This is a genomic window from Nonomuraea sp. NPDC050227, assembly GCF_044459705.1.
GTDB lineage: Bacteria > Actinomycetota > Actinomycetes > Streptosporangiales > Streptosporangiaceae > Nonomuraea.
In genome coordinates, this window is record NZ_JBITJF010000002.1 from 82,376 (window position 1) to 107,137 (window position 24,762).

General features: G+C 74.7%; 27 protein-coding genes and 1 pseudogene. 14 read left to right on the forward strand and 14 right to left on the reverse strand.

What is annotated here, in order from left to right:
* Positions 1-14 precede the first annotated feature (14 nt).
* Complete coding sequence (locus ACIBK9_RS07595; protein ID WP_358301452.1) at positions 15-473, forward strand: CBS domain-containing protein; 459 nt, start codon at positions 15-17, stop codon at positions 471-473.
* 5 nt (positions 474-478) lie between these two features.
* The gene (locus ACIBK9_RS07600; protein ID WP_387669671.1) at positions 479-1,762 is read left to right on the forward strand and encodes an SLC13 family permease; all 1,284 of its coding nucleotides are present in this window, start codon (positions 479-481) and stop codon (positions 1,760-1,762) included.
* A 15-nt stretch (positions 1,763-1,777) separates the two neighbouring features.
* Here the strand turns inward: ACIBK9_RS07600 and ACIBK9_RS07605 are convergent, their stop codons facing one another.
* Positions 1,778-2,662: a phosphotransferase enzyme family protein gene (locus ACIBK9_RS07605; protein ID WP_397156057.1), complete on the reverse strand. Its 885-nt coding sequence runs from the start codon at positions 2,660-2,662 to the stop codon at positions 1,778-1,780.
* Between the two features lie 549 nt (positions 2,663-3,211).
* Here ACIBK9_RS07605 and ACIBK9_RS07610 point away from each other — a divergent pair.
* From ACIBK9_RS07610 to ACIBK9_RS07630, 5 genes are all read left to right on the forward strand, one after another.
* On the forward strand, positions 3,212-4,123 hold the full coding sequence (locus tag ACIBK9_RS07610) for a lysophospholipid acyltransferase family protein (RefSeq protein WP_397156059.1): 912 nt from the start codon (positions 3,212-3,214) through the stop codon (positions 4,121-4,123).
* A gap of 103 nt (positions 4,124-4,226) precedes the next feature.
* Positions 4,227-6,515 carry an MMPL family transporter gene (locus ACIBK9_RS07615; protein ID WP_397156061.1) on the forward strand — a complete coding sequence of 763 codons (2,289 nt, stop codon included), beginning with the start codon at positions 4,227-4,229 and terminating at the stop codon, positions 6,513-6,515.
* Positions 6,512-7,369: a lysophospholipid acyltransferase family protein gene (locus tag ACIBK9_RS07620; protein WP_397156063.1), complete on the forward strand. Its 858-nt coding sequence runs from the start codon at positions 6,512-6,514 to the stop codon at positions 7,367-7,369. Before ACIBK9_RS07615 ends, ACIBK9_RS07620 begins: the two co-directional genes overlap by 4 nt.
* A 90-nt stretch (positions 7,370-7,459) precedes the next feature.
* Positions 7,460-7,711, forward strand: a complete 252-nt coding sequence (locus ACIBK9_RS07625; protein WP_397156065.1) for an acyl carrier protein — start codon at positions 7,460-7,462, stop codon at positions 7,709-7,711.
* Entirely contained in the window at positions 7,711-8,934 is a 1,224-nt protein-coding gene (locus ACIBK9_RS07630; RefSeq protein ID WP_358301437.1) for a beta-ketoacyl-[acyl-carrier-protein] synthase family protein, read from the forward strand. Before ACIBK9_RS07625 ends, ACIBK9_RS07630 begins: the two co-directional genes overlap by 1 nt.
* A 17-nt stretch (positions 8,935-8,951) precedes the next feature.
* On the opposite strand, the gene ACIBK9_RS07635 is transcribed toward ACIBK9_RS07630, so the two are convergent.
* Positions 8,952-9,389: a VOC family protein gene (locus ACIBK9_RS07635; protein ID WP_358301434.1), complete on the reverse strand. Its 438-nt coding sequence runs from the start codon at positions 9,387-9,389 to the stop codon at positions 8,952-8,954.
* A 73-nt stretch (positions 9,390-9,462) separates the two neighbouring features.
* Positions 9,463-10,650, reverse strand: coding sequence for a cytochrome P450 (locus ACIBK9_RS07640; protein ID WP_397156067.1), 1,188 nt, complete (start codon positions 10,648-10,650; stop codon positions 9,463-9,465).
* A gap of 73 nt (positions 10,651-10,723) precedes the next feature.
* Here ACIBK9_RS07640 and ACIBK9_RS07645 point away from each other — a divergent pair, with 73 nt between their 5' ends.
* Complete coding sequence (locus ACIBK9_RS07645) at positions 10,724-11,332, forward strand: TetR/AcrR family transcriptional regulator (RefSeq protein WP_358301429.1); 609 nt, start codon at positions 10,724-10,726, stop codon at positions 11,330-11,332.
* Positions 11,333-11,467: 135 nt separating this feature from the next.
* On the opposite strand, the gene ACIBK9_RS07650 is transcribed toward ACIBK9_RS07645, so the two are convergent.
* Complete coding sequence (locus ACIBK9_RS07650; RefSeq protein WP_397156070.1) at positions 11,468-12,070, reverse strand: CGNR zinc finger domain-containing protein; 603 nt, start codon at positions 12,068-12,070, stop codon at positions 11,468-11,470.
* A 67-nt stretch (positions 12,071-12,137) separates the two neighbouring features.
* On the opposite strand from ACIBK9_RS07650, the gene ACIBK9_RS07655 reads away from it, so the two are divergent.
* From ACIBK9_RS07655 to ACIBK9_RS07670, 4 genes and pseudogenes are all read left to right on the forward strand, one after another.
* A complete protein-coding gene (locus tag ACIBK9_RS07655; RefSeq protein WP_397156072.1) occupies positions 12,138-12,527 on the forward strand; it encodes a RidA family protein in 390 nt (129 codons plus the stop codon).
* A 32-nt stretch (positions 12,528-12,559) separates the two neighbouring features.
* A pseudogene (locus ACIBK9_RS07660) lies at positions 12,560-12,860 on the forward strand (MFS transporter); the annotation flags it as partial.
* Positions 12,861-12,932: 72 nt separating this feature from the next.
* Positions 12,933-13,799, forward strand: coding sequence for an MFS transporter (locus tag ACIBK9_RS07665; RefSeq protein ID WP_397157553.1), 867 nt, complete (start codon positions 12,933-12,935; stop codon positions 13,797-13,799).
* 102 nt (positions 13,800-13,901) lie between these two features.
* A complete protein-coding gene (locus ACIBK9_RS07670) occupies positions 13,902-14,177 on the forward strand; it encodes a hypothetical protein (protein WP_397156074.1) in 276 nt (91 codons plus the stop codon).
* A gap of 16 nt (positions 14,178-14,193) precedes the next feature.
* Here the strand turns inward: ACIBK9_RS07670 and ACIBK9_RS07675 are convergent, their stop codons facing one another.
* The 7 genes from ACIBK9_RS07675 to ACIBK9_RS07705 all read right to left on the reverse strand — a co-directional run bounded on the left by ACIBK9_RS07675 (position 14,194) and on the right by ACIBK9_RS07705 (position 21,484).
* Complete coding sequence (locus ACIBK9_RS07675) at positions 14,194-15,057, reverse strand: D-alanyl-D-alanine carboxypeptidase family protein (RefSeq protein WP_397156076.1); 864 nt, start codon at positions 15,055-15,057, stop codon at positions 14,194-14,196.
* An 81-nt stretch (positions 15,058-15,138) separates the two neighbouring features.
* Positions 15,139-16,332: an ATP-binding protein gene (locus ACIBK9_RS07680; protein WP_397156078.1), complete on the reverse strand. Its 1,194-nt coding sequence runs from the start codon at positions 16,330-16,332 to the stop codon at positions 15,139-15,141.
* Positions 16,329-17,015 (reverse strand): two-component system response regulator CseB, encoded by a 687-nt coding sequence (cseB, locus tag ACIBK9_RS07685; protein ID WP_397156080.1) that lies wholly within the window; start codon positions 17,013-17,015, stop codon positions 16,329-16,331. Before cseB ends, ACIBK9_RS07680 begins: the two co-directional genes overlap by 4 nt.
* A gap of 15 nt (positions 17,016-17,030) precedes the next feature.
* Positions 17,031-18,206: an ABC transporter permease gene (locus tag ACIBK9_RS07690; protein ID WP_397156082.1), complete on the reverse strand. Its 1,176-nt coding sequence runs from the start codon at positions 18,204-18,206 to the stop codon at positions 17,031-17,033.
* Between the two features lie 2 nt (positions 18,207-18,208).
* Positions 18,209-18,883 (reverse strand): ABC transporter ATP-binding protein, encoded by a 675-nt coding sequence (locus ACIBK9_RS07695; protein ID WP_397156084.1) that lies wholly within the window; start codon positions 18,881-18,883, stop codon positions 18,209-18,211.
* Entirely contained in the window at positions 18,876-20,687 is a 1,812-nt protein-coding gene (locus tag ACIBK9_RS07700) for a peptidoglycan-binding protein (protein ID WP_397156086.1), read from the reverse strand. The genes ACIBK9_RS07695 and ACIBK9_RS07700 overlap by 8 nt, the downstream gene beginning before the upstream one ends.
* Positions 20,687-21,484 carry a hypothetical protein gene (locus ACIBK9_RS07705; protein ID WP_397156088.1) on the reverse strand — a complete coding sequence of 266 codons (798 nt, stop codon included), beginning with the start codon at positions 21,482-21,484 and terminating at the stop codon, positions 20,687-20,689. Before ACIBK9_RS07705 ends, ACIBK9_RS07700 begins: the two co-directional genes overlap by 1 nt.
* A gap of 172 nt (positions 21,485-21,656) precedes the next feature.
* On the opposite strand from ACIBK9_RS07705, the gene ACIBK9_RS07710 reads away from it, so the two are divergent.
* Complete coding sequence (locus ACIBK9_RS07710; RefSeq protein WP_397156090.1) at positions 21,657-22,208, forward strand: AAA family ATPase; 552 nt, start codon at positions 21,657-21,659, stop codon at positions 22,206-22,208.
* On the opposite strand, the gene ACIBK9_RS07715 is transcribed toward ACIBK9_RS07710, so the two are convergent.
* From ACIBK9_RS07715 to ACIBK9_RS07725, 3 genes are all read right to left on the reverse strand, one after another.
* Positions 22,186-22,686, reverse strand: coding sequence for a DUF1772 domain-containing protein (locus ACIBK9_RS07715; RefSeq protein ID WP_397156092.1), 501 nt, complete (start codon positions 22,684-22,686; stop codon positions 22,186-22,188). The genes ACIBK9_RS07710 and ACIBK9_RS07715 overlap by 23 nt on opposite strands.
* Before the next feature lie 131 nt (positions 22,687-22,817).
* Positions 22,818-23,567, reverse strand: coding sequence for an SAM-dependent methyltransferase (locus ACIBK9_RS07720; protein WP_397156094.1), 750 nt, complete (start codon positions 23,565-23,567; stop codon positions 22,818-22,820).
* An 88-nt stretch (positions 23,568-23,655) separates the two neighbouring features.
* On the reverse strand, positions 23,656-24,525 hold the full coding sequence (locus ACIBK9_RS07725; protein WP_397156096.1) for a LysR family transcriptional regulator: 870 nt from the start codon (positions 24,523-24,525) through the stop codon (positions 23,656-23,658).
* Positions 24,526-24,601: 76 nt separating this feature from the next.
* Here ACIBK9_RS07725 and ACIBK9_RS07730 point away from each other — a divergent pair, with 76 nt between their 5' ends.
* Positions 24,602-24,751, forward strand: a complete 150-nt coding sequence (locus ACIBK9_RS07730; protein ID WP_397156098.1) for a hypothetical protein — start codon at positions 24,602-24,604, stop codon at positions 24,749-24,751.
* Positions 24,752-24,762: the final 11 nt, after the last annotated feature.

Sequence of the window (24,762 nt, forward strand, 5' to 3'; positions counted from 1 at the left end):
CCGTGGACGGTGCCATGCGAGCACAGGACATCGCCGTCACCCTGCCGACCGTGACGGCCCGCGACTCCGTGGGACGCGCCGTGCGCCTGATGGTGGTCAACCGGCTGCCCGGACTCATCGTGGTGGACGAGCGGGGCAGGCCGGCGACCGTGCTGCCGGGCACGCAGGTGCTGCGGCTGGCCATCCCCGGCACGTACCAGGAGGACCAGGCCCTGGCCCGCACCCTCGACGAGAGCGACGCCGAGCTGTTCTGGCAGGAGCTCGCCCACCTGACCGTCGGCGACTGCCTGCCCAGGCCGCCCGCGCGGCCCGTCACCGTGCCGCCGGACGCGACCCTGCTGGAGGTGGCGGCGCTGATGGCCCGCACGCGCAGCCCGCTGGTCGCCGTCCTCGGCCCGGACGCCACCCTCACGGGGGCGATCACGCTGGAACGCCTGCTGACCAGCCTGGCCATCACGAGCCTTCCGGACTGATCCGCATGAGCGCGATCCTGGCACTATCCATCTTCGTGGTGGCGTTCTTCTTCATCGCCACCGAGAAGGCCGACAAGGTCAAGGTCGTCCTGGTGGCGGCCGGCCTGATGACCGTGCTGGGGCTGACGCCGGGGGAGGAGGTGTTCTCCTCAGGGCACGCGGGCATCGACTGGAACGTCATCTTCCTGCTGCTCGGCATGATGATCATCGTGGGGGTGATCAAGCAGACCGGGCTGTTCGACTACCTGGCGATCTGGGCGGCCAAACGCTCGCGGGGGCGGCCGTACCGGCTGATGGCGATGCTGATGGCCATCACCGCCGTGGCCTCGCCGTTCCTGGACAACGTCACGACGATCATGCTGGTCGCGCCGGTGACGGTGATGGTGTGCGGGCGGCTGCGCATCCCGGCGCAGCCGTACCTGATCGCCGAGGTGCTGGCCTCCAACATCGGCGGGGCGGCGACGCTGATCGGCGACCCGCCGAACATCATCATCGGCAGCCGGGCGGGGCTGACGTTCAACGACTTCCTCGTCCACATGGCGCCCGCGGTCGTGGTGATCTTCGGCGTGTTCGTGCTGCTCACCTACCCGCTGTTCCGCCGGTCTTTCCACTACAACGCCGACCACGTCGCCAAGGTGATGGCGCTGCAGGAGCGGCGGGCCATCACCGACCCCGCGCTGCTGGCGCGGTCGATGACGGTGCTGGCCGGGGTGGTGACGGCGTTCGCGCTGCACTCCGTGCTGCACCTGGCGCCCTCGATCATCGCCCTGGTCGGCGCGGGGGTCATGCTGCTGGTCTGCCGGGTCGAGCTCGGGGACGTGCTGCGCGAGGTCGAATGGCCCACGCTGGTGTTCTTCGCCGGGCTGTTCGTCATGGTCGCCGGCCTGGTGCACACCGGCATGATGGAGACCATCGGCCGCGCCACCATCGACCTGTTCGGCGACAACTACTTCGCCGCGGCCACCTCGCTGCTGTTCGGCTCCAGCGTGCTGGGGGCGTTCTTCGACAACATCCCGTACGTGGCGACGATGGCGCCGGTGGTGGAGGAACTGGCCGCCGCCGCACCGGACGCGTCCACCGGGCAGGCGCTGTGGTGGGCCTTCGCCTTCGGCGCCGACTTCGGCGGCAACGGCACCGCGGTCGCCGCCAGCGCCAACGTCGTGGCCCTCGGGATCGCCGCCCGCACCGGGAACCCGATCTCCTTCTGGCAGTTCACCCGGTACGGCATCGTCGTCACCCTGGGCAGCACGGCCCTGGCCTGGGTGTACGTCTGGCTGCGTTACTTCTGACCCGGGCCGCCCGGGTCAGGGACGCAGCCGGTGGAACAGCTCGACCCGGGCCCGGTGGTAGTCGAGGTCCTCCTCGTCGTGCGGCACGCCCGCCGCGGCGGCCCTGCGGAAGTAGGCGTGCTCCCTGCGCAGCTTGTGCCGGACGAGCTGGGCGAGCGACTCGTCGTCGAGAGGGGCCGCCGTGCCGCCCTCCTCGTGGTAGGCGGCCACGAACTCCTTGCTGGGGCCGGTCAGGTCGTCGCCCCACTCCAGCGCGGCGGCGGCCAGCTCCAGCTCGGGGGCGCCGACGAAGGTCTCGTCCCAGTCGAGGGCGGCGACGATGCGGCCGTCCCTGGCCAGGGTGTTGCCGGTGTAGTAGTCGCCGTGCAGCGGGTGGCGTACGGGATGCCCGGCGTGGAAGGCCGCCAGCCAGCGGTCGAGGACGGGGTCGTGCAGGTCGGCGGCGTCCGGGGGCGGGTCGCCGTACAGGCCGGACTCCTGGAAGGCGGGCACGGGACGCGGGCCGGGACGCAGACCGGCCAGCGCGCGGTGCAGCCTGGCCAGCAGCCGCGCGCCCGCCTCCCGCTGCGCCGGCACGTCGGAGTCGGGCCACTCGCCCTCGACGTAGGGCCAGCAGGAGACCGGCCGCCCCGCCACGACGACCACCGTCGCGCCGCCCGCGGTGGCCAGCGGGGCGACGGCCTCGGGGAGCGTGGTGGCGGCGTGCCGGGCGACGGCGTGGCACCACTCCGACTCGGCCACCCCGCGCGCGGCCGGGCCCACCCGGACGACGTGGTCCCCGAGACGGTAGGCGGCCGACTCCTCCCCGCCGTGCAGCCGCTCGCCCTCTCCTTCGGCGCCCCAGGCCCGGGAGACGGCGGCACGGATCTCGGGGGTGAGGGGCGTCTTTGCGTAGATCACCTTGTCAGGTTATGGGGCTCAGGTCATGAGCTGGGACGGCTTGTGGAGTGTTCTGCCAAGGTCGGGCGACACGTGGCGCAAATTCGGCGCTCTCCGCCGGATGGCGCTTAACCTGCACTAACAGGATCATCATCCGCTTGTCACCCCGCGGTCAGGGCCGCCGGTGCCGAGCCCGCTCCGAATTCGGGACGCTCATGATCGTGCAGTCGCAAGAAATCGCCCAAAGCTCACATCCGCCCCATACCCGCCCGTCCCGGCGCCGGGGCACCCGCACGCTGCCCGGCACGGCGCGGCGCGGCCCGCGTCAGGCCCTCGCCGTCGCGCCCGGTCCGCGAGCCGTGGGCCGGGCCTTCCTGCGCCAGGCGCGCGCAAGCCTTGGAACGGTCCACGTTCCGGGGCCGGTCTGGCGCGACCTGCCGCCCGCCGCCGTCTCGCGCTGCCGTTAGCGCCGCTCGGGCAAGCTCGCCGATCACCGTCTGGGAGTCCCGCGTGTCCCATCCGACTCCACCCGCAGCGCCGTCTGTCACGCCGCCCGTGGTGCCGCCAGCTGTGTCATCCGTCGTGCTGCCCGTCGGGGCGCCCGCCGGGGCGGGGCGGGGGCGTGCGACGTGGCGGCACGTCGCCGGCCCCGGCCGGCGCGTGGAGATCAACCCGTGGCTGGCGCGGGCGCCGTGCTCGGTGCGCGCGTGCCTGCCGGAGGAGGCCGTCGCCGCCGGGCGCACGCGCCGCGCGGCCCGGCTGTGCGCCGCCCTGCTGGTGCTGCTGGCCGCGCTGCCCGCCTTCCTCGCCATGGGGGCCGCGCCGAGGCTCTGGCGGGCCAGGACCGCGCAGGCGGCGGCCCGGCTGCTGCTGCGCGCGCTCGGCGTCCGGGTCGAGGTCGCCGGTCCGGCGGACCTCGCGGGGGCGGCGGCCGGGGTGCTCGTCGTGGCCAACCACGTCTCGCTGCTCGACCCGCTGGTCATGCTGGCCGCGTTGCCCTGCCGCCTGCTGGCCAAGCGGGAGGTGCGCCGGTGGCCGCTCATCGGGACGCTCGGCGCGGCCTGCGGGGCGCTGTTCATCGACAGGGAACGCCTGTCCACGCTGCCCGCCGCGGTGGGCCTGGTCCGCGACGCCCTGCTGGCCGGGGAGACGGTCGCCGTCTTCCCCGAGGGCACCACGTCCTGCGGGCGCGAGGTCGGCACGTTCCGGCCCGCGGTCTTCCAGGCGGCGATCGACGCGGGGGCGGCGGTGTGCCCGGCCGTCCTGCGCTACTACGAGGGACCGAGCCCGTCGAGCCGGGGGAGCTGGGTGGGCGAGGACTCGGTGACCGGGTCCGTCGTCCGGGTGGCCGGGACGCGGCGGCTGCGGGCCGAGGTGCGGCTCACCCCGCTCCTGCCGCCGCCCGCGCCCGACCGCGGGCCGCGCGGACGGGCCGCCCTGGCCCGCGCCGCCGAGGAACGCGTGCGCGCCGGCCTCGGCTGACCGCACAGGCCGACCGCACACAACTGACCACACAGGCCCGCGCCGCGGGGGAGCGCGTGCGCGGCAGCCTCGACCGACCGTTACTCGACGTAAGGATTCACCGATGTGGGGCAATTCGCCGCCGTCCGGCCGTGGGCGGAGGTGGCCGCGACGGGTCGTGCTCTGGGGCGCGGCCGTCACGTTCGCCGTCTCGCTCGTGGCCGGCCTGGACGTGCACGACCGGCTCGTGCTGGGCGACATCGTGCCGCTCGGATCGCAGTCCCTGCGCGCGGACGACATCCTCCAGGACGCCTTCCACGCGGGCAACGCCGACCTGGTCCTGATCGCCCGCGCCGCGCGCCCGGTCGACGACCCCGAGATCGACGCCGCCGGGACGCGGCTCACCGAACGCGTCTCGGCCGATCCCGGCGTGTGGCGGGTCACCTCGTACTGGCGCGGCCACGAGCCCAGGCTGCGCAGCGGCGACGGGCGCGCGGCGGTCGTCCTGGCCCACCTGAGCGGCGACAACGCCGCTCGCAACGCCGCCGCCCGCCGGATCATGGACTCCCTGCACGGCCGCTACGGCCCCCTGTCGCTGACCGCCACGGGCGAGGCCCAGGTGCGCGTCGAGGCGCAGGACCGCAGCGAGACCGACCTGCGCACCGCCGAGCTGATCGCCGCGCCGCTGACCCTGGCCATCCTGTGCGTGGTGTTCGGCAGCCTGGTCGCCGCCCTGCTGCCGGTGCTGATCGGCGCGCTGGCGGTGATCGCCACCATGGCCGTGCTGCGCCTGCTCACCGAGGTCATGGAGATCTCGGTGTTCGCGCTGAGCATCTCCAGCGCGCTCGGCTTCGCCCTGGCCGTCGACTTCAGCCTGTTCATCGTCACCCGCTTCCGCGAGCAGCTCGCCCAGGGCCAGGACGCCGTCCAGGCCGTCTCCGTCACCATGCGCACCACCGGCCGGGCCATGGCCTGCTCGGCAGCCACCGTGGCGCTGTCCATGTCGGCGCTGCTGCTGTTCCCGTTCACCATCCTGCGCTCGCTGGCGGTCGGCGGGATGACGATCAGCCTGACGGCGGCCGCGGCCAGCCTCGTGGTGCTCCCGGCCGTGCTCACCCTGCTCGGCGACCGGGTCAACCGGCTTCCGGTGCCCGGCCCGTGGAACGCCGCGCGCCGGTCCGCGCCGCCGGTGGAGGACGGGCCCTGGTACCGCCTGGCGGTCGCCGTCATGCGCCGCCCGCTGGCGGTGGCCGTGCCCACCACCGCGCTGCTGCTGGCGATGGGCGCGCCGTTCCTGGGCGCCCGCTTCGGCACCCTGGACGACCGCATCCTGCCGCCCGACGCGCCCGCCGCCCGCGCGGCGCAGGCGCTGCGCGCGGAGTTCGGCGGGCAGCAGGTCGTCGGCGGCACCATGATCGTGCTGCCGGACCTGCGGATGACCGGGCAGAGCTCCGCCGGCCCGCTGGACGGCTACGCCAGGCGCCTGGCCGCCACCGACGGCGTGCTCCGGGTGGACACGGCCGGCGGCTCCTACAGCAGGGCCGCCACCGTGCCGGGGCCGGGCCGCCGGTTCACCGGCGAGGCGGGCACCTGGCTGCTCGTCACCACCGCGCACGAGCCGTACTCGGTGGCCAACAGCGAGCTCGTCCGGCGCCTGCGCGCGATCCCGGCCCCGGGCCAGGCGCTGTTCGCCGGGCCGGGCGCCGAGCTCGACGACATCAGGCAGAGCATCGCCGGCACGCTGCCCACGGCCCTGGCGCTGATCGCGCTGGCCACCCTGGCCATGGTGACGCTGCTGACCCGCAGCGTCGTGCTGGCCGTCAAGGCCCTGGTGATGAACGTGCTCAGCCTCACCGCCACCTTCGGCGCCCTGGTCCACGTCTTCCAGGACGGCCACCTGCGCGCACTGGTCGGCGACTTCACCGCCACCGGCAGCATCGACGCCCTCATGCCCACGCTGATCTTCTGCGTCGCCTTCGGCCTGTCCATGGACTACGAGATCTTCCTGCTGTCCCGGATCACCGAGGAGTACCGCGACCGCGGCGACACCGCCACCGCGGTCGCCACCGGGCTGCAGCACACCGGGCGGCTGTTCACCTCGGCCGCCGTCATCTTCGCCGTCGTCATGGCCGCCGTGGCGACCTCCGGCCTGGCCGTGCTCAAGATGATCGGGGTGGGCATCGCGGTGGCCGTCCTGGTCGACTGCACGCTGATCCGCACGCTCCTCGTGCCCGCCGTGATGCGCCTGGCCGGGCCCGTCAACTGGTGGTCGCCCCGGCTGCTGCGCGGCAGGCGGGGGAGCGGCGGCGGCTCTCCCGGCGACCCGCCGCGCGTCCCCGTCGGCGCCGCCGCGGGCGGCCCGGACGGGACGGAGCCCGCGGCGCCGGCGGGCACACCCGCGAGCACACCGTGACGACCATCCGCGATCAGGACCACCGCCACGAGCGGCCGCCGTCCGGGCCGGGGCTGTCGCCGTGCACGCCGGACGCGTGCGTGCGCCCGCCGGTCGCCGCCGCCGGGCCGGTGCGCCGGGCCGCCCGCCTCCTGGGCTGTGCGCTGGCCCTGGGAGCCGCCCTGACGCTGTCGGCGATGCCCGCCCGCCGCGCCGGCGCCCAGCGCGCACGCCTCGCGCGCAGGGCCATGGGCCTGATCGTGCGCGCGCTCGGCATCACGGTGCGGATCCCGGGCGGCGTCCCCGCCCTGGACGGGCACGGCACCCTGCTGGTGAGCAACCACATCTCGTGGGCCGACCCGCTGATCATGGCGGCCCTCACGCCGGCCCGCCAGCTCGCCAAACGGGACATCGGACGGTGGCCGCTGGTCCGGTCGCTGGCCGCGGCCCACCGCACGCTGTTCATCGACAAGGACCGGCCGGCCGGGCTGCCCGCCGCGATCACGGCCGTCGCCGCCGCGCTGCGCGACGGGGACGCGGTGCTGGCCTACCCCGAGGGCACCACCTGGTGCGGGCAGGCCATGGGAGCCTTCCATCCGGCCCTGTTCCAGGCCGCCGTCGAGGCGGGCGCGACCGTCCGGCCGGTGGCGCTGCGCTACCGCGAAGCCGGCGCGCCCTCCACCCGCGCCGCCTGGATCGGCGTGGAGTCCCTGCCGGTCTCGCTGCTGCGGGTGGTCGCGACCCGGAACCTGGTGGCCGAGGTGACGTTCCTGCCCCCCGTGCGCCCCGAGCTCACCGGACGGCCGCGCGCGGACCGGGCGGCGCTGGCCGCGCTGACCGAGTCGCGGGTCAGGGACGCTCTGGGCCCGGCTTGATGGACATTTGATGTGTCATACCCGGACCCGCCCGCACTCCTGGAGCACACTCGGACACGCCCCCCATCCGCCGAGAGAACGGACGGCACCATGACCGACGACCAGATAACAGACGTGCTCCGCGGCCACGTCGCGCGGGTCCTGGGCGTCAGCCCGGCCCAGATCGGCCCGCACACCGACCTGCGCGAGGAACTGGACGCCGACAGCCTCGACTTCGCCGAGCTGCACGCCGTGGTCGAGGACGAATGGGGCACCTTCGCCGACGACCGGCTCCAGCGGGTGCGGACCGTCGCCGACATGGCCGCCGTCATCCGCCGCCACCTGACGGCGGTGGGCGGCTGATGCGACCCCGGGTCGCGGTGACCGGGCTCGGCCTGCGCACGCCCGCCGGCTCCGGCCCCAAGGAGCTGTGGAACGCGCTGCTCGGCGGGCGCTCGACGGCACGGGCCATCACGTCCTTCGACACGTCCGCGCTCGCGGTGCGCTTCGCCTGCCAGGTGCCGGAGCTGGACGTCTCGGCGTACCTGACCGACCGGCAGGCCCGGCGGCTGGACCGGGCGTCGCTGCTGGCGGTGTGCGCGGCGGGCGACGCGCTGGCCGACGCCGGTCATCCGCGGGTGCCGCCCGAGCGGCGGGCCGTGGTGGCGGGCAGCTCGTTCTGCGGCACCGAGACCTACGAGTCGGCGCTGCTCGACACGCCCGGTCCGGCCGCGCTGCGGCTGTCGCCGATCTTCATCCCGAAGATCATGCCCAACGCCGGCGCCGCCGCCATCGGCATGCGGTACGAGATCCGCGGGCCGAGCATGTCCGTGGTCACCGCCTGCGCCTCCGGCGCGCACGCCATCGGCGAGGGCGTCCGGCTGATCCGCGACGGCTCGGCCGACCTGGTCGTGGCCGGGGCCGGGGACGCCAACGTCACCCCCGGCATGCTGCACGGCTTCAGCCGGTGCCGGGCCCTGTCGGTCCGCAACGACGACCCCGAGGCCGCCTGCCGCCCCTTCGAGGCCGATCGCGACGGGTTCGTGCTGGCCGAGGGGGCCGCGTTCCTCGTCCTGGAACGCCTCGACGACGCCGTGCGCCGCGGGGCGCGCGTCCACGCCGAGGTGTCCGGCTACGGCCGCACCAGCGACGCCCACGACCTGACGGCTCCCGCGCCCGGCGGCGAGGGCGCCCGGCGGTGCATGGACGCCGCGCTCGCCGACGCGGGCCTGGCGCCCGAGGACATCGTGCACGTCAACGCCCACGGCACCGGGACCGAGCTGAACGACCTGGCCGAGGCGCAGGCGATCGGCCGCGTCTTCGGGCCCGCCGCCGTGCCGGTGAGCTCGACCAAGGGGGTGACCGGGCACGCCCTCGGCGCGTCCGGGGCGATCGAGGCCGTGGCCTGCGTGCTGGCGATGGCCGAGTGCACGGCCCCGCCGACCGCCAACCTGGACCGGCTCGACCCGCGCTGCGACATCGACGCGGCGCCCGTGCCGCGCCCGATCGCGAGGGGGCCGGTGATGTCGAACTCGTTCGGCTTCGGCGGCCACAACGCCACGCTGGTCTTCTCGCCGGCGCGCTGACCGCTCCCGCCGGGCGGTCAGCCCCGCCGGGAGACGAACACGCAGAACGGGTGCCCGGCCGGGTCGGCGTAGACCCGCAGGGGTTCCTCGTCGTCGTCGATCCGGTCCAGCAGCAGCCGGCCGCCCAGGCGCAGAACGCGTTCGTGCTGCTCCAGCAGGCTCTCGACCGACGGCACGGTCAGGTCGAGGTGAAGCTGCTGGGGCACCCCGGGCTCCGGCCAGGTCGCCTCCGGGAGCGTCTCGACCTGCTGGAAGGCGAGCTGCGGCGCGCCGTCCCTGGTTCGCAGCACGAGCCAGTCGCGGCCGCGCTCGTCGTCGGCGCCCGCCTGCGGCGGCTCGTCGCCGGGCCGGTAGACCAGGTCCAGCAGAGACCGGTAGAACTCCGCCAGCGCCCTGGCGTCGGTGCAGTCGAGCACCACCTGACACAGCCTGATCCCGCCGTCCGTACCGGCCATGCGCGCCTCCCGTGATCGTCTTTCGTCCGTCATGCTCTCTGCACGGCCGGATGGCACGTCAAACCCGGCGGCCTCACCAGGTGACCGGCAGGGACGCCAGACCGTAGATCGTGGCGCGCGGGCGCAGCGGCACCTCCTCGGCGGGCACGGCCAGCCGCAGCCCGGGGAAGCGGCGCAGCAGCGCGGGGAAGGCCAGCCGCATCTCCAGGCGGGCGAGCTGCTGGCCCAGGCACTGATGGATGCCGTGGCCGAAGCCGAGCTGCGGCCCGGCCTCGCGGGTGACGTCGAAGCGGTGCGGGTCGGGGAAGCGGGCCGGGTCGCGGTTGACGGCCGGCAGGGAGAGCGTCACGGTCTCCCCGGCGCTGATCGTCCGCCCGGCGAGCGGCACGTCGGCCCGCGCGACCCGGATCGGGCCGATGTGCACGATGCTGAGGTAGCGCATCAGCTCCTCGACGGCGGTCGCCGCCACGCCGGGGTCGGTGCGCACCAGCTCCGCCTGCTCCGGACGGCTCAGCAGCAAAAACGCGCCGAGGGCCAGCATGTTCGCGGTGGTCTCGTGGCCGGCGGTCAGCAGCAGGGTGGCCACCCCGGTCAGCTCCTCGTGGTTCAGCTCGCCGCCGGAGACCAGCTCGCCGAGCAGGTCCTGGGCAGGCTCGGCCCGCTTGCGGGTGACCAGCTCGGACAGGTAGCCCATCAGCTCGGCGCCCGCCGCGCCGCGTTCCTCGGCGGAGTTGTCCAGGTTCACCGCGCGCGCGGTGGAGTCCTGGAAGCGCGCGCGCTCGTCGTACGGCACGCCGAGCAGCTCGCAGATCACCAGCGACGGGATCGGCAGCGCGAACGCGCCGACCAGGTCGGCGGGCGCTCCGGCCGCGGCCATCTCGTCGAGGCGGCCGTCGACGATCTCCTGGATCCTGGGCTCCAGGAGCCGCATCCTGCGCATGCTGAAGCGGCCGGTGAGCAGCCGCCGGTAGCGGGAGTGCTCGGGGTCGTCCATGGCGATGAAGAAGCCCGGCGGGACCACCAGGTCGGCCAGGCCCTCGGGCGGCGCCAGCTCCTTGATCGGCGGCGCGGCGCCCTGGGAGGTGTTGCTGAAGCGCGGGTCGTCGAGCACCGCGCGGGCCTCGGCGTGGCCGGTGACCAGCCAGCCGGGGCGGCCGTCGGCGTAGATCATGCGGTGCAGCGGGCCGTGCAGCCGGGCGAGCTCGGCGGGCGGCTCGAACGGGTCCTCGCGGTCGAGCGGCAGGCTCTGAAGGATGTCCATGCCTTCAGAAAACCGCAGAGACTGCGAATTTGCAACCTATGCATAAAAGCAGGGCGTGCAGTAGGGTGGCGCCGTGGAAGGTCATCGCGAACGCAAGAAGGCCCGCACCCGCCGCGCGCTGCTGGAGGCGGCCGTCCGGCTGTTCGCCGAGCGGGGGTACGAGCAGACCACGGTCGCCGACATCGCCGCGGCGGCCGACGTCGCGCCCCGCACCTTCTTCGCGTACTTCGCGAGCAAGGAGGACGTGCTCTTCCTCCAGGCGGGCGAGCGCGAGCGGGTGATGCTGGAGGCGATCGCCGGGCGGCGGCCGGGAGAGCCGCTGGGGGAGCTGCTGAGCCGGATGTTCGAGGCCATGGTGCGCAGCCTGGCCGAGGACGACGAGCTCGGCTTCGCGCTGTCGCCGCTGCGGGCGCGGCTGATGGTCGCCGAGCCCGCGCTGCGCGCCCGCGGCCTGACGCTCATGATGGAGACCCAGCCCCGGCTGGCCAGGGCGCTGTGCGAGGTCTATCCGGGGCTCGACCCGGTTTCGGCGGGGGCGGCGGTCGGCAGCTTCATGGGCGCGCTGGCCGTGGCCGGCATGGTCGCCCAGGAGCAGGGCGGCTCGGAGGACGACGTCCTGGCCGCCGGGCGGCGCGGGATCGAGGTCGCGGTCGACGGCCTGTCGAGCCTCGACCGGCCTTAGTCCGCTGTCGAGCCTCGCTCCGGCCTGGGCCTGCGCAGGGCCGCCCGGGGCGGCCCGGGGCCGCGTCCGGATGCCGCTCCCGGCGGGCGTGCCCGCCGGGCGCTCGTCACGGCTCCAAGGCCCGCCGGGCGCTCGTCACGGCTCCAAGGCCTGGCGGGCGCGCAGGGCGCGGAGTTTGTGGCGGTTGCCGCAGCGTTCCATCGCGCACCAGCGGCGGGCGCCGGGGCGCGAGGTGTCGACGAACACCAGCGGGCAGTCGTCGCTCGCGCACTCCCGGATGCGTTCGGCGAGCGGCCCGGACAGCAGTTCGATCATCTCCCGCGCCATGGCGGACAGCGCCTGGGCGGCCCGCACCGGTGACGCCCATCCGGCGGTGACGCCGTCGGCGGCGAGCTCGGGGACCAGGGGCGGGGCCGTCGCGGCCCGGTTGATGACCGTGATCGCCCCGGCGGGCAGGGGGCGGCGCGCCGCCTGGGCGTGCGCCGCGTCCCAGATCGCCTGGCGCAGGGCCTTGGCGTCGACGAGCTCGCCGACGGTCACGGGGGCCGTCATGACCGCCGTCAGCGGGGGCTGGGCCAGCCATTCGGCCAGGTCGGCGGGCTCGTGCAGGGTCTCGAAGATCGCATATTGACCCTCGCCGCCGGTGTGGGCGAAGTCGAGGCAGAGGGCGCCGGCGTCGAACCTGAACGACCCGCCCTTGGGATCGTGCAGCACCCGTCCGGTTGCGTTCACGCGCATGACACCACTATAACTGGTGTCGCAACGAAACCCCTTAAACCGGTTTCAGAACGTGAGGAGAGAGAACATGGGCGTACGGCACATCAACCCCGAGGGGCTGCACCGCAGCCCGGCCTTCAGCCAGGCCGTCGTGGTCGAGCAGCCGGCCAAGACCATCTACATCGGCGGCCAGAACGGCGTCGGCCCCGACGGCAAGGTCGTCGGCCCGACGGTGGGGGAGCAGGCCAGGCAGGTGTTCCGCAACCTCAGGACGATCCTGGAGAGCGAGGGGGCGAGCCTGGCGAACGTCGTGCACTGGCGCATCGCCGTGCTGGACGGTTACACGTTCGACGAGGGAGTGGCCGCCTTCCAGGAGGTGTGGAACCGGGCCGACCCGCCGCCCGCCATCACGGTGCACGTCGTGGCCGGGCTGAACCCGGGATGCCTCGTCGAGGTCGACGCCGTCGCCGTCGTGTGACCCCGCGGTCACCCTCGACGAGATCTCCGATCATGACGAACACCGCGGAGGCGCCACCGGCCGGGCGGGGCGCCGCCCGGCCGCCCGGCCCCCTCTGGCCGATCGTCGCCCTGGTCTGCCTGGCGCAGTTCATGATGGTCCTCGACGTGTCGATCGTGAACGTCGCGCTGCCCGCCATGGAGTCCGACCTCCGCCTGGGCGCCGAGGGGCTGCAATGGGTGGTCAACGGCTACCTCCTCACCTTCGCCGGGTTCCTGCTGCTCGGCGGCCGGGCGGCCGACCTCTACGGCCGCAGGCGCACCTTCGTCGCGGGCCTGGCCGTGTTCGCGGTCGCCGGCCTGGCCGGCGGGATCGCTGGCCGGCGGGCTGCTCACCGATCACCTGTCCTGGCGCTGGATCCTGCTGATCAACGCGCCGATCGGGGCGGTCGCCGTCATCGCCGCGCTGCGCCTGCTCGCCGAGAGCCGCGACACCGGCGCCCGCGGGCTCGACCTGACCGGCGCGATCACGGTGACGGCCGGGCTGTCGGCGCTGGAGCTGGGCGTGCTGCAGACCCCCGCGCACGGCTGGGGTTCGGCGCGCGCGCTGGTCCCGATGGGCGCGGGCGTGCTGGCGCTGGGCGTGTTCGTCCTGGTGCAGGCCCGGTTCGCGCGGGCGCCGCTGATGCCGCTGCGGATCTTCCGGGCCCGCTCGGTGTCCGGCGCGCTCCTCGTGCAGTTCCTGCTGGGGGCCGCGGGCTTCGCGCTCTGGTACTTCCTGTCGCTCCACATGCAGCAGGTGCTGCGCTACAGCGCGCTCCAGGCGGGCCTGGCGTTCCTGCCGCACACCCTCGCCGTCGTCGTCGCCGCCAAGGCCACGCCGTGGCTGGCCGGCCGGGTCGGGCTGCGTCCGCTGCTGGCCACGGGCGCGCTGGTCTCGGCGGCGGGGTTCGCCTGGCAGGCCGTCGTCACGCCGGAGAGCGGCCTGCTCGCCGGGATCGTGCTGCCGGGCGTGCTCGTCACCGGCGGGCTGGGGCTCACCTCGGCCCCGATCGCGATGACGGCCACGGCCGGCGCCGCCCCCGGCGAGGCGGGGCTGGTCTCCGGCATCCTCAACTCCGCCCGCCAGGTCGGCGGCTCCCTCGGGCTGGCCGCGCTGACCACCCTGGCCGCGGCCCCCACCGGCGCGCCGACCTCCGGGTACGCCCTGGCGTTCTGGGCGTGCGCCGGCCTGGTGACCGCCGGGGCGGTGGCCGTGCTCGCTCTGCCCAGGGCCTCGAAGGACCGTCCCTGACGGGGGATCGCGTCCGATAGTGGACAGCCTTCCCGGGTGGCGCGCGGCGGGTCGCGGGGCAGGGAAGAGTTGCCGCCGTCCCTTCGGAGGAAAGGGAACGTCATGATCATGCTGGTGCGACGGCTCGCCGTCGTCTCGGCCCTCGTCCTCGCCGGGGCGTCCCTGCCCGCGTCGTCCGCGCACGCGATGGGCTCGTGGGTCTGCTCCGGCGGCTCCCGCACCTACCTGGGCAGCGTCGTGGGCTACCACATCCTGGGTTCCGGCTGCACCGGGGAGGGTTCGGGAGCCGGGTCGATCACCATCCCGTCCGGCACCTACGGCTGCGCGGTCGTCAACCCGACACCCCAGCTGGGCATCGTCAGCGGCCTGAACTGCTGATCCCGGCCCGGTCACGTCATCGCGACCGGTCGAGCAGCCACCGCTCGACCGCCGCGCTCATCCGCCCGCCCGCCTCCAGCGCCGCCGCCTTGGCGGCGGCCGGGTCGGTGTGCGCGGCCTGGCCGAGGATGACGCCGAGCACCAGATGGCCCCGTACGCGCGAGGCCCACATCAGGTTGCCGCCCGCGGCCGTGCCCGAGCCGGTCTTGATGCCGATGACGCCGTGCCTGTTCAGCAGCGTGTTGGTGTTGTGCAGCCGCCGGGCGTCCCCCGGGACGGACGTGTCGGTCTGGGCCACCACCGCCCGCAGCACCGGGTCGCCCATCGCCGCCCTGGCCAGCCTGAGCTGGTCGGCGGCGGTGCTGACGGTGGTGTCCTCGTTGCCGCTGGCCCCCGTGTACGTGGTGTCCGCCATGCCCAGGCGTCGTGCGGCGGCGTTCATCCGGGCCACGAAACGCTCCTGGGAGCCGGCGTCCCAGCGGGCCAGGAGCCGGGCCACGTTGTTGCCCGAGGGCACCATCATCAGCTCCAGCAGCCGCCGCAGCCGCACCGTCCGGCCCTGGACGAGCGGGACGGTCGACTCCAGCCGCGACAACGACTCCTCGGCCGCCGTGCGGTCCACGGTGATCGGCGGGCCGTCGTCGCCGGGCCGGAGCGGGTGGCGGCGCAGGATCACGTAGGCGGTCATCACCTTCGTCACGCTGGCGATCGGCACCGGCCGCAGGTCGCCGCTGACGCCCAGGCTGCCCACGTCGGCCACCTCGACCGCCGCCTGCCCCTCCTGCGGCCACGGCAGGGACGCGTCCCCGGTGACCGGGGGAGCCCCGGCACAGCCCGACAGAACACCCGCCAGCAGCAGAAACATCAAGGAACGTCGCATACCGGCCAGGTTGCGCGACCGGCGTGTCCGTACGGCCGTGGCCGCGCATCCATCCGTGCTCAGCCGTGTATCAGCCCGGCATCAACCCGCCGGGAGGCGGAGGACGGCGACCGCGCCGCCGTCCGGGGCGTTGGCCAGGGTCAGCTCGGCGCCGATGACCCGGGCCTGGCCCAGCGCGATCGTCAGCCCCAGGCCGTGCCCGCGGCCCCGCTCGGCGGCGCCCGTGCGGAACCGGCGCGGCCCGTCGGCCAGCAGCTCCGGCGGGAACCCCGGCCCCCGGTCGCGCACCTCGATCACGTGGTCGCCGACCGCGATCTCCACCGGCGCCGCGCCGTGCCGATGGGCGTTGAGCACGAGGTTGGCCAGGATCCGGTCGAGCCGCCGCGGATCGGTCTCGGCCACCGGGTCCCCGTCGGCCAGCACCCGCGCCTCGACCCCCACCCGGGACGCCGACTCCGCGGCCAGCCCGGCCAGCGGCACGCGCACCCGCTCGGCGACCTCGGCCCCGGCGTCCAGCCTGGACACCTCCAGCAGGTCCTCCACCAGCGTCCGCAGCACCCGGACCCGGTCCCGCACCAGATCGGTGACCTCGCCCTCGTCCAGCAGCTCGACCACGGCGACCAGGCCCATCAGCGGGGTGCGCAGGTCGTGCGCGACGTCGGCGGTGAACCGCTGCTCGGCCAGCAGCCGGTGCTGCAGGCTCGCCGCCATCGAGTCCACGGCGGCGGCGATGCGGGCGATCTCGTCCCGGCCGCGGGCGTCCGTCCGGGCCGCCAGGTCGCCCCCGGCGATCCTGCGGGCGGTGCGCGCGACCCGCCGCAGCCGCCGGTTGGGCAGCTCGGCCGCCAGCACCGACAGCGGCACCACCCCGGCCAGGGCGAGCAGCCCCGCCTTGGCCATGTTCCGGTCGAGCGCCTGGAGGCCGAGCACTTCGGAGCCCATCGCGATCTGCACGCTCCTCACCTCGCCGTCGCCGTACGGCTGGACCGCCCACATCCACGGCTCGTCCCGGTGGTCGAGCCCGTACCAGACCACCCGCCGGCCGGGCCGCAGCCGGTCGGCCAGGGCGTCGGGGAGCTCGGCGACGGGCACCACGTCCTCGGCGGTCCCGGCGGCCAGCGACTCCTCCAGGGCCACCTCGGCCCGAGCCTGGCCGAGGTCGAGCGCCCGCTGCCAGGTCGCCCGGTGCACCAGCAGCCCCACCATGGCGGCGACGACGGTCGCGGCGAGCGTGACGAGGGCGGCGATCTTCCAGCGCAGCGAGGCCGGATTCACGTCACGGCCAGCTTGTAGCCGAACCCGCGCACGGTCTCGACGCGCTCGGCGCCGATCTTCCTGCGCAGCCGCTGCACGCACAGGTCGACCACGCGGCTGTCGCCGTCCCATCCGTAGTCCCACACGTTGCGCAGCAGCGTCGCCCGTTCCAGCACGATGCCGGGATGGGCGGCGAACTCCAGCAGCAGCCGCAGCTCGGTCGGCGACAGCTCGACGCGCCGGCCGGCGCGGCGCACCTCCAGCGCGCCGGTGTCCACGCTCAGGTCCCCGAACTCCAGCACGGCCGCCCCTGCCTCGGGCCCGGCGGCCGGCGTCCGCGCGAAGGTGGCCCGGCGCAGCAGCGACCGGATCCTGGCCACCAGCACCGGCAGGTCCACCGGCTTGACCACGTAGTCGTCGGCGCCGCCCTCCAGCCCGGCCACGATGTCCAGCCCGTCGCCGCGGGCAGACATCATCAGGATCGGCACCTGGCTGGTCTCCCTGATGCTGCGGCACACGCTGATGCCGTCGAGGCCGGGCAGCATCACGTCCAGCAGCAGCAGGTCGTGATCGCCCGTACGGGCGGCCTCCAGCCCGTCGAGCCCGTCGGCCGCCGTGGTCACCCGGTAGCCGTACCGTTCCAGGGCCATGCCCAGCGACGTGCGGATCACGGTGTCGTCCTCGACGAGCAGCAGGGATGTCATGAAATCGCACCATACCTAGCGAAGTGCATTTACCGGTTCCATCCGGGCGGCGCGCAGGGCCGGATACAGGCCCGCCAGCAGCCCGACGACGGCCCCGGCCACCGGCGCCAGGACGGCCTGCCCGACGTCCAGGACGGGCGTCCACTGCTTGACCGCGCAGACCCCGACGATCACCAGGATCCCCGCGGACGCGCCCAGCACGCCGCCGATCAACCCGGTCAGCGTGGACTCCAGCAGGAACTGCGCCGCGATGTGGCGGCGCGCCGCGCCCAGCGACCGGCGCAGCCCGATCTCGGCGACGCGTTCCATGACGGTCACCAGTGTGACGTTGGCGATGCCGACCGCGCCGACGACCAGCGAGACCAGCCCGAGGATCAGGAACAGGGCGTTGACGTCGCCCTCCACCGCGTCGCGGGCCCTGGTGGGGCTGGGCGGCGAGATGACCTGGAGCAGGCCCTCGTTGCCGGGGCTGAGCGCCGCCGGCGCCTGCCGGGCGATCAGCTCGGCGGCCCCGAGCGCGGTGTCGACCAGGACGCGGGTCACGGTGCCCAGGCCGTAGGGCCGGCCGGCCGTGGGAGGCAGGATGACCGCGCTCGCCAGGCTCCTCTCCCGCCGGAGATCCCCGAGCACCCCGATCACGGTGTACGCCCGGGTGCCGATGAACACGGCCGGAGCCCGGTCCAGCCCGGTGACGCCGAGCAGCCGGGCCGCCTGCTGGCCCAGCACGACGACCCGGTCACCCCGGGCGACGTGCCCGGCGTCGAAGTAGCGGCCCTCGATCATCCTGCCCCTGACCGCCGCGGGCAGGCCGGGGCTGCTGGAGACCACGGTCAGTGTCTGGTCGGTGACGCGGGCCGGGTCCACGACGTCGTTGGAGCGGACGACGAGGTTGGCGCTGCGGTCGGACTCGGCGAGCGCGGCGGCCGCGACCACCCCGCGCAGCCGGGTCACCCGGCTCACGTCGGCCCATCCGACCAGCGGGAACGGGTGCGCCGGGACCTCGACCGTGACGGAGGTGGCGGTCAGCTCGTCGAAGCGGCCGACGATCTGGTTGCCGGCCGTCGCGGCGACGCCCAGGGTCACCACGAGCGTGGTGATGCCGAGCACGGTGCCCAGCGTGGTCAGGGCCGAGCGCACCGGGCGGGCCAGCAGGCCCGCCACGGCCTCGGTCAGCAGGTCGCGCGGGTGCACGTCTACTCCTCCGTGAGGACGCCGTCGGTGATGCGGACCCGGCGTCCGGCCCGGTCGCTCACCTCGGTCTCGTGGGTGATGACGACGATGGTCATCCCTTGGGCGCGCAGCTCGTCGAACAGGTCGAGCACCGCGCCGGTGTTCGTGCTGTCGAGGTTGCCGGTGGGCTCGTCGCACAGCAGCAGCGACGGCTCGCCGAGCAGGGCGCGGGCGATGGCGGCGCGCTGCCGCTCGCCGCCGGACAGCCTGCCGGGCAGGAAGTCCACCCGGTGCGACAGGCGCACCCGGTCGAGGGCCCGCACGGCGCGGTCCCGCCGTCCGGCGCGCGGGGCGGTGCCGTAGACCTCGGCCAGCATGACGTTCTCCAGGACGCTGCGGTGCGGCAGCAGGTGGAAGGACTGGAAGACGAAGCCGATCCGGCCCCCGCGGACGGCGGTGCGCGCCCCTTCCCTCAGCGTGGTGGTCTCGATGCCGTCGAGCCGGTAGCTGCCGCGGGTCGGCCGGTCGAGCAGGCCCAGGGTGTTGAGCAGGGTGGACTTCCCCGACCCCGACGGGCCGACGACCGCCACGTAGTCCGCCCGCTCGACCCGCAGGTCGACCGACGACAGCGCGCGGACGGGCGGATCGCCGGGGAACTCCTTGGTCAGCTCGCGGAGGTGGATGACCGGCTCAGCCACTGTTGACCGCCACCCGCTCGCCCGGCCGGAGGTCGCCGGTCACCTCCACGGCCCCGTCGGCGGACAGGCCGGTGCGCACCTGCACCTCCTCGGTCCGACCGGGCGCGGTCTCCACCTGCACCCTGGCCCGGCCGTCCGCCGCCGTGACGACCGCCGCGACCGGGACCACGAGCACCTCCCCGCCGGTGGCGCCGATGGTCACGCGGACCGTGACAGGCTGCCCGGCGAGCGCGCGCAGCCCCTTCGCGGAGGCGGGCGTGACCGTCACCGGGACGGCGCCCTTCGCGTCACGTCCCGCGACGGCGGTCACCGTGCCGGGGACGGTCGTGCCGGAGTCGGTCTCGATGCTCGCGGCCAGCCCCGCCTGCACCCGTTCGGCCTCGGCCGCGTCCACCGAGCCGGACACCACGAAGCCGGCGCCGGTGACCGTGGCGACCGCCTTGTCCACCGGCTCGCCCGCCTTGACGGCCGGCTTGTGCAGTCGGACGGGCAGCCTGGGCAGGAAGACGATCTCGCCGGGCGGCACGGTGGTGCCGTAGGTGCGGGAGAACTCGGCCAGCAACGCCCGCGCCGCGGCCAGGTCGCTGCGCGCGTTGGCCACCTTCAGCCTGGCGGGGGAGAGCTGCCTGGCCTGCCGCAGCGCCTGCTCGGCGACGGCCACGGCCTCCCGCGCCGCCCGTACGGCCTTCTCCAGCCCGGCCAGCCGCTTCGCCCGCGCCGCTCCGGCCTCCGCCCGCGCGCGTTCCAGCGCCGACCGGGCGGTGGCCAGGTCCGCGCGGGCGTTGGCGACCCGCAGTTCGAGCAGGCGGGTGTCGGCGGGCGGCCCCACCGTGGGGGCGGAGCCGGGCGCCGCGGTCGGCCCGGTGGTGGGCCCGGTGGTGGGCGCTGTGCTCGGCCCAGTGCTCGGCCCAGTGCTCGGCCCGGTGGTCGGCGCGGCGGTGGGCGCGGTGGTCGGCGTCGCCCTGGCCTGGGCGAGCTCCTGCTCGGCCGCGAGCAGCCGCTCCTCGGCCGCCCGCACGGCGCTCTCGGCGGCCTCGACGCCGGCCGCGTCCCCGGCCGCGTCCCCGGCCGTGCGGTCCTGGGCCCGCGCGCTCCTCAGCGCCTGCTCGGCCTCCTTCAGGTCGCGGCGGGCGCCGGTCACCCTGAGCTTCAACGGGAGCACGTCCATGCCCTGGTCGAGGGCCTTGCTCTCGGTCGCCAGCACCTCCCGCGCGGTCCGCACGGACCGGGCCAGCTCGTCGCGCCGCTGCCGCAGCTCCAGGGTGGGCTGCTGGGCCTCGTAGCCGCGCCGGGCGTAGAAGCGCGACACCGCCGCGACGGTCGCCTGGTCGAACACGCCGGTCACCGGCACGCGGTGCCCGAGCCGGCGCAGCGCCTTCTGCAACTGCCGGACGTCGTCCCCCTCGGCGCCGGGGACGATGCCGCGGTGCATCGGCACCCTGCCCGCGAAGACGAACACCGGTCGCCCGTTCACCTCCATGAGCACCGCGCCCTCCACGAGCTTCCCCCGCCGGGGGGCACGGGTGGCCCGCTGGACGGCCTCGCCGCCGCCCACCATCCCGCCCACCACCCCGGCCAGCGACACCGCACGCGGGGAGCCGTACTCCAGCGTGCCGCTGACGACGACGGTGGCGACCAGCCTGCGCCGCTCGACCTCGACGGTGACCAGCGACGGCACGGGCGGCCTGCGCGCCGCCGCCTCGTCGGCCGGGGAGCGCAGCCGGGCGCCCACCCCCCAGCCGGTCCCGGCGACCGCCAGGACCACGACCAGCACGAGCAGCAACTTGCCGCGAGGGGTGCGCATCACTGCTCTTGGAACCCGTACTTCACCCGCGCCTCGTTGGTGAGCCGCCGTTGCAGCGGGACGAAGGCCGCGTAGAAGTCCTTGCCGCACTCCAGGTCGACCAGCGCCGACCTGATCTCCTTGGCCAGGTACGGCCGGGCCGCGGCGGCCGTGACCTCGCCCGCCTTGCCGAGCCGGTCGGCCTGCTCGCCCCAGAGCATCGACCCCCGCGCGCTCAGCGCCAGCGGCCGGGCGGAGGTCACCCGCTCGCCCTTGGACTTCAGGCACTCCGCGAACGGCCCGGCCAGCTCCACCAGCTTCGGATCGCCGTCGAGCGCCTTGTCGATGTTCTCGATCTCGGTGCTCATCTGGTCCTGGTAGTCGGCGAGCGAGGTGACCTTCAGGCCGTTGACCTGGCGCAGGGCGCTGACCCGGCACTCGTTCATGGTCTTCTGGTAGGCGTCCCGCCGGGGGCCGGAGAGCCCGTCGAGCGTGGCCTGGTTGGGGTCGGGGGCCCGGGTCTCGGTAGGCTTGGGGTAGACGATCGCGGAGAAGACGCCGAAGCCGTTCCTGCTCCGCTCGGCCTTCATCGCGTCGTAGTCGGCCGGGTCGGCGTCGGGCGGCGCCGGGCGGCTGACCGAGGGCGTGTAGGCGAAGCCCTTCTGCTTCATGCAGGTGGCGATGGCGGTCTCCCGCTCGCGGAGCTTGTCCGCCCCGGCCTCGCCCCCGCCGGACGCCGGGGCGGCCTGTCCCGCCGGAGCCCCTCCGCAGCCGGTCAGCACCGCCAGACCAAGCAGACCGCACACCAGCACACGCATCAAGGGCTCCTTCACCGTGGGGACGCGCCGCCCTCCGCGACGCCTCGGCCACTCTTGAGCCCTTTTCCGTCCGCCCGGCCTTGGCCGGGTATCACCGGGCGCTCGGCCGTGTATCGGCCGTGTATCAGCGCCCGTAGCTCGCCATCAACCCCCACGGAAACGGAGAAGAACCGTGCCGAATCACGTTCTCACCGGCACCCCGGGCGCCGGGAAGACAGCCGTCCTGCGGCTGCTGGAGGTTCACGGGTTCAGCGTCGTCGAGGAGGCGGCGACGGACGTCATCGCCCTCGGCCAGGCGCTCGGCCGCGCGGAGCCCTGGCGCGAGCCCGCCTTCGTCGAGGAGGTGGTCAAGCTCCAGCGGCGGCGCCAGGAGGCCGCCCCCGCGGTCGGCGGGGCCGCCGTCTTCTTCGACCGCTCGCCGGTCTGCACGCTGGCGCTGAGCCGCTTCCTCGGGTTTCCCGCCTCGCGCCTGCTCGCCCGCGAGGTCGAGCGGGTGGTGGACCGGGGGACGTACGACGGGAAGGTGTTCTTCGTGCGCAACCAGGGGTTCGTCCGCGCCACCTCCGCCCGGCGGATCGGCTACGAGGAGGCGCTGGACTTCGAGCGCCTGCACGAGCGGACCTACCGCGACCTCGGGTTCGAGCTCGTCGAGGTGCCCGCCGGGCCGCTGGCCGACCGCGTCGCGCTGGTCGAGCGCGCCGTCAGCCCACCCGGCCGCTCTTGACGAGGGCCCAGCACAGCGAGGCGAACGCGCCGGTGGTGGTGATCGTCCGGACGAGGTTGTAACCGGCCCACTTGGCCTCGTCGAACGCGCGGCGCACCGCGGCCAGGTCGGCGATCCGGTCCGGGTCGCCGGCCGCCTTGATGGCGTCGTTGAGCGGCACGTTCACGGCCACCGTGAGCACGAAGGCGACCAGGTAGAGCACCAGCGCGACGACGATCCAGGGCAGCACCGCGCGCACGTTCTGGCCGAGGTGCAGCGCCGCCGCCAGGCCCGTGAAGGCCAGCGCGCCGACGAAGCTGAGCATGAACCACGGGTTGAGGATCGCCCGGTCGACGGCCTGGAACGCCCCGACGAACGTGCGGTCGTCGGTCGCGCCCAGACCGCGCATGATGGTGTGCGAGTAGAGCCCGAAGACGCCCGCCGCGAGCCCGGTCGCCATGGTCGCCGCGATCAGCACGACGGTGCGCAGAACCGACATCAGTGTGTCCCCCTGTTCGTTCCCGCGCCCGACGTCCCGGACGCGCGAGGACAAGTCAACGCGACACCGGGGGAGCGCGGCCATGGCCGAGACTCTCCCGCCCATACGCCGGACTCCAGGGGGCGCCGGGGTCAGGGCGCGGGCGGGTTCCGGCGCGCGGTGACCAGCGCGAAGGACAGGTATTCCCCCTGGTCGGCTTCGAGCATGGCGATCGTCGCCGTCTCCTGCCGGGCGCGGGCCCACAGCAGCCAGTCGTGCCATCCGCCGTCCTGCAGGCGCGCGGACGTCACCGTGACCAGCTCGGTGATCTCCCACTGGAAACGCCACCACGCGGCGGTGTGCCAGGCGATGGCCTCCCAGCCGACCAGCGCCTTGACGTGGGCGGGGATGTGCCCGAGGTCGCGGACCTCGCGGGTCATGCCGGGCGTGGCGACGCCGAGCTGCCCGCCGGGCCGCAGGAAGCGGACCAGGTAGGGCAGGTAGGAGTCGGCCGTGCCGAAGTACTCGAAGGCGTCCACGCTGACGATGGCGTCGAAGGACTCCTGCTCGAACGGCAGCGCGTGCGCCTCGGCCCGTACGGCCCGGACGCGGTCCGCCACGCCCGCCGAGGCGAAGACGGCCGCGGCCTTCTCGGGCGCGACCCACAGGTCGGCGGCCACCACCTCCACCCCGAACTCGCGGGCCAGGAAGACCGAGGTCGCGCCCAGGCCCGAGCCCAGGTCGAGCACCCGCATGCCGGGCCGCAGGTCGAGGTCGCGGGCCAGGTCCTCCAGCAGCCACAGCGGATGGGGGCCCATGTCCAGCCCGAGCACCCATTCCGGGTCGTACTTGGAGGAGAGCGGATAGACGTCGGGGCGCACGAGGTCCTGGATCGCTGACACAGCGGGCCATCCCACCACGAAGGCCCCGCCCGTTCAACCGGTTATGCGCCGCCGGGGCCGGGGCCGGGCCTCGCAAGTGCGATCCGGGTCACCGGGTGAGGTGCGCCAGCAGGGCGGCGGCGGCCGGGTTCGTGGGAACGGGCGCCCGGCCGGCCAGCACGACCGTCCTGGCCGGATCGGGCTGGCGGATGCGCACGGTCGGCAGCCCCTCCTGCTCGGCCACCCGCCGGGGGACGATCGCCACCCCGATCCCGGCGCGCACCAGGTCGACCAGCAGCCGGATCTGGGTGACCTCGCAGGTGATCTGCCGGTGCAGCCCGCACCCGGCGGCCAGCCGGCGCACCGCCGTCTCCAGCCCGGTGCCGGCCTTGAAGTCCACGAACGGCTCCTCCGTCAGCTCCGACAGCAGGGCCCGCTCCGCGCCGGCCAGCCGGTGGTCGGGCGAGGTCATCAGCACCAGCTCCTCCTCCCAGGAGTCGAACACGGCCAGCCCCGCCGGCAGCTCGGCGCCGTCGAGCGCCAGGTAGGCCAGGTCGAGCTCGCGGGCCAGCAGCGCGTCGAGCAGCCCCGCCACCGGGGCGTCGCGCACCGAGATCTGGATGCCCGGCCGCAGGCGGTGGAAGGCGGCCAGCTCGGCCGGCAGGTCGACGCTGGTGAGCGTCTGGATGGTGCCGATCGCCACCCGGCCGGTGGCCAGCCCGGACACCGCGGACACGGCGTCGCCGGCCGCCGCGGCGTCGGCCAGCAGCGCCCGCGCGGCCGGCAGGAAGGCGTGCCCGGCCGGGGTGAGGACCGGCCGCCGTCCGGTGCGCTCGAACAGGTCGGCGCCGAGCTCGCGTTCGAGCTTGCGGATGGACGTGCTGAGCGCCGACTGCACGATCAGCTCGGCGCGCGCGGCGGCGGTGAAGCTGCCGTGGGTGGTGACGGCGACGAAGTGGCGGAGCTGGCGCAGTTCCATCCATCTACGATAGCGATGGCTGCCAGCGAGACGATGTGTTGGATCGATCAGTGCACGCCAGGACATCCTGGTCCGCATGGAACGACACGTACCCGCCCTGTGGTCGGCCGCCTACTGCTCCCGCCGTTCCGCCCCGGTCCGGCTCGCCGGGCGGGGGCTGCTCAAGTTGCTCGACTTCGTCCGGGCGCTCGCCCTGGCCGACCACCGCACGTTCGTCTCGCACTGAGCACTGAGCAC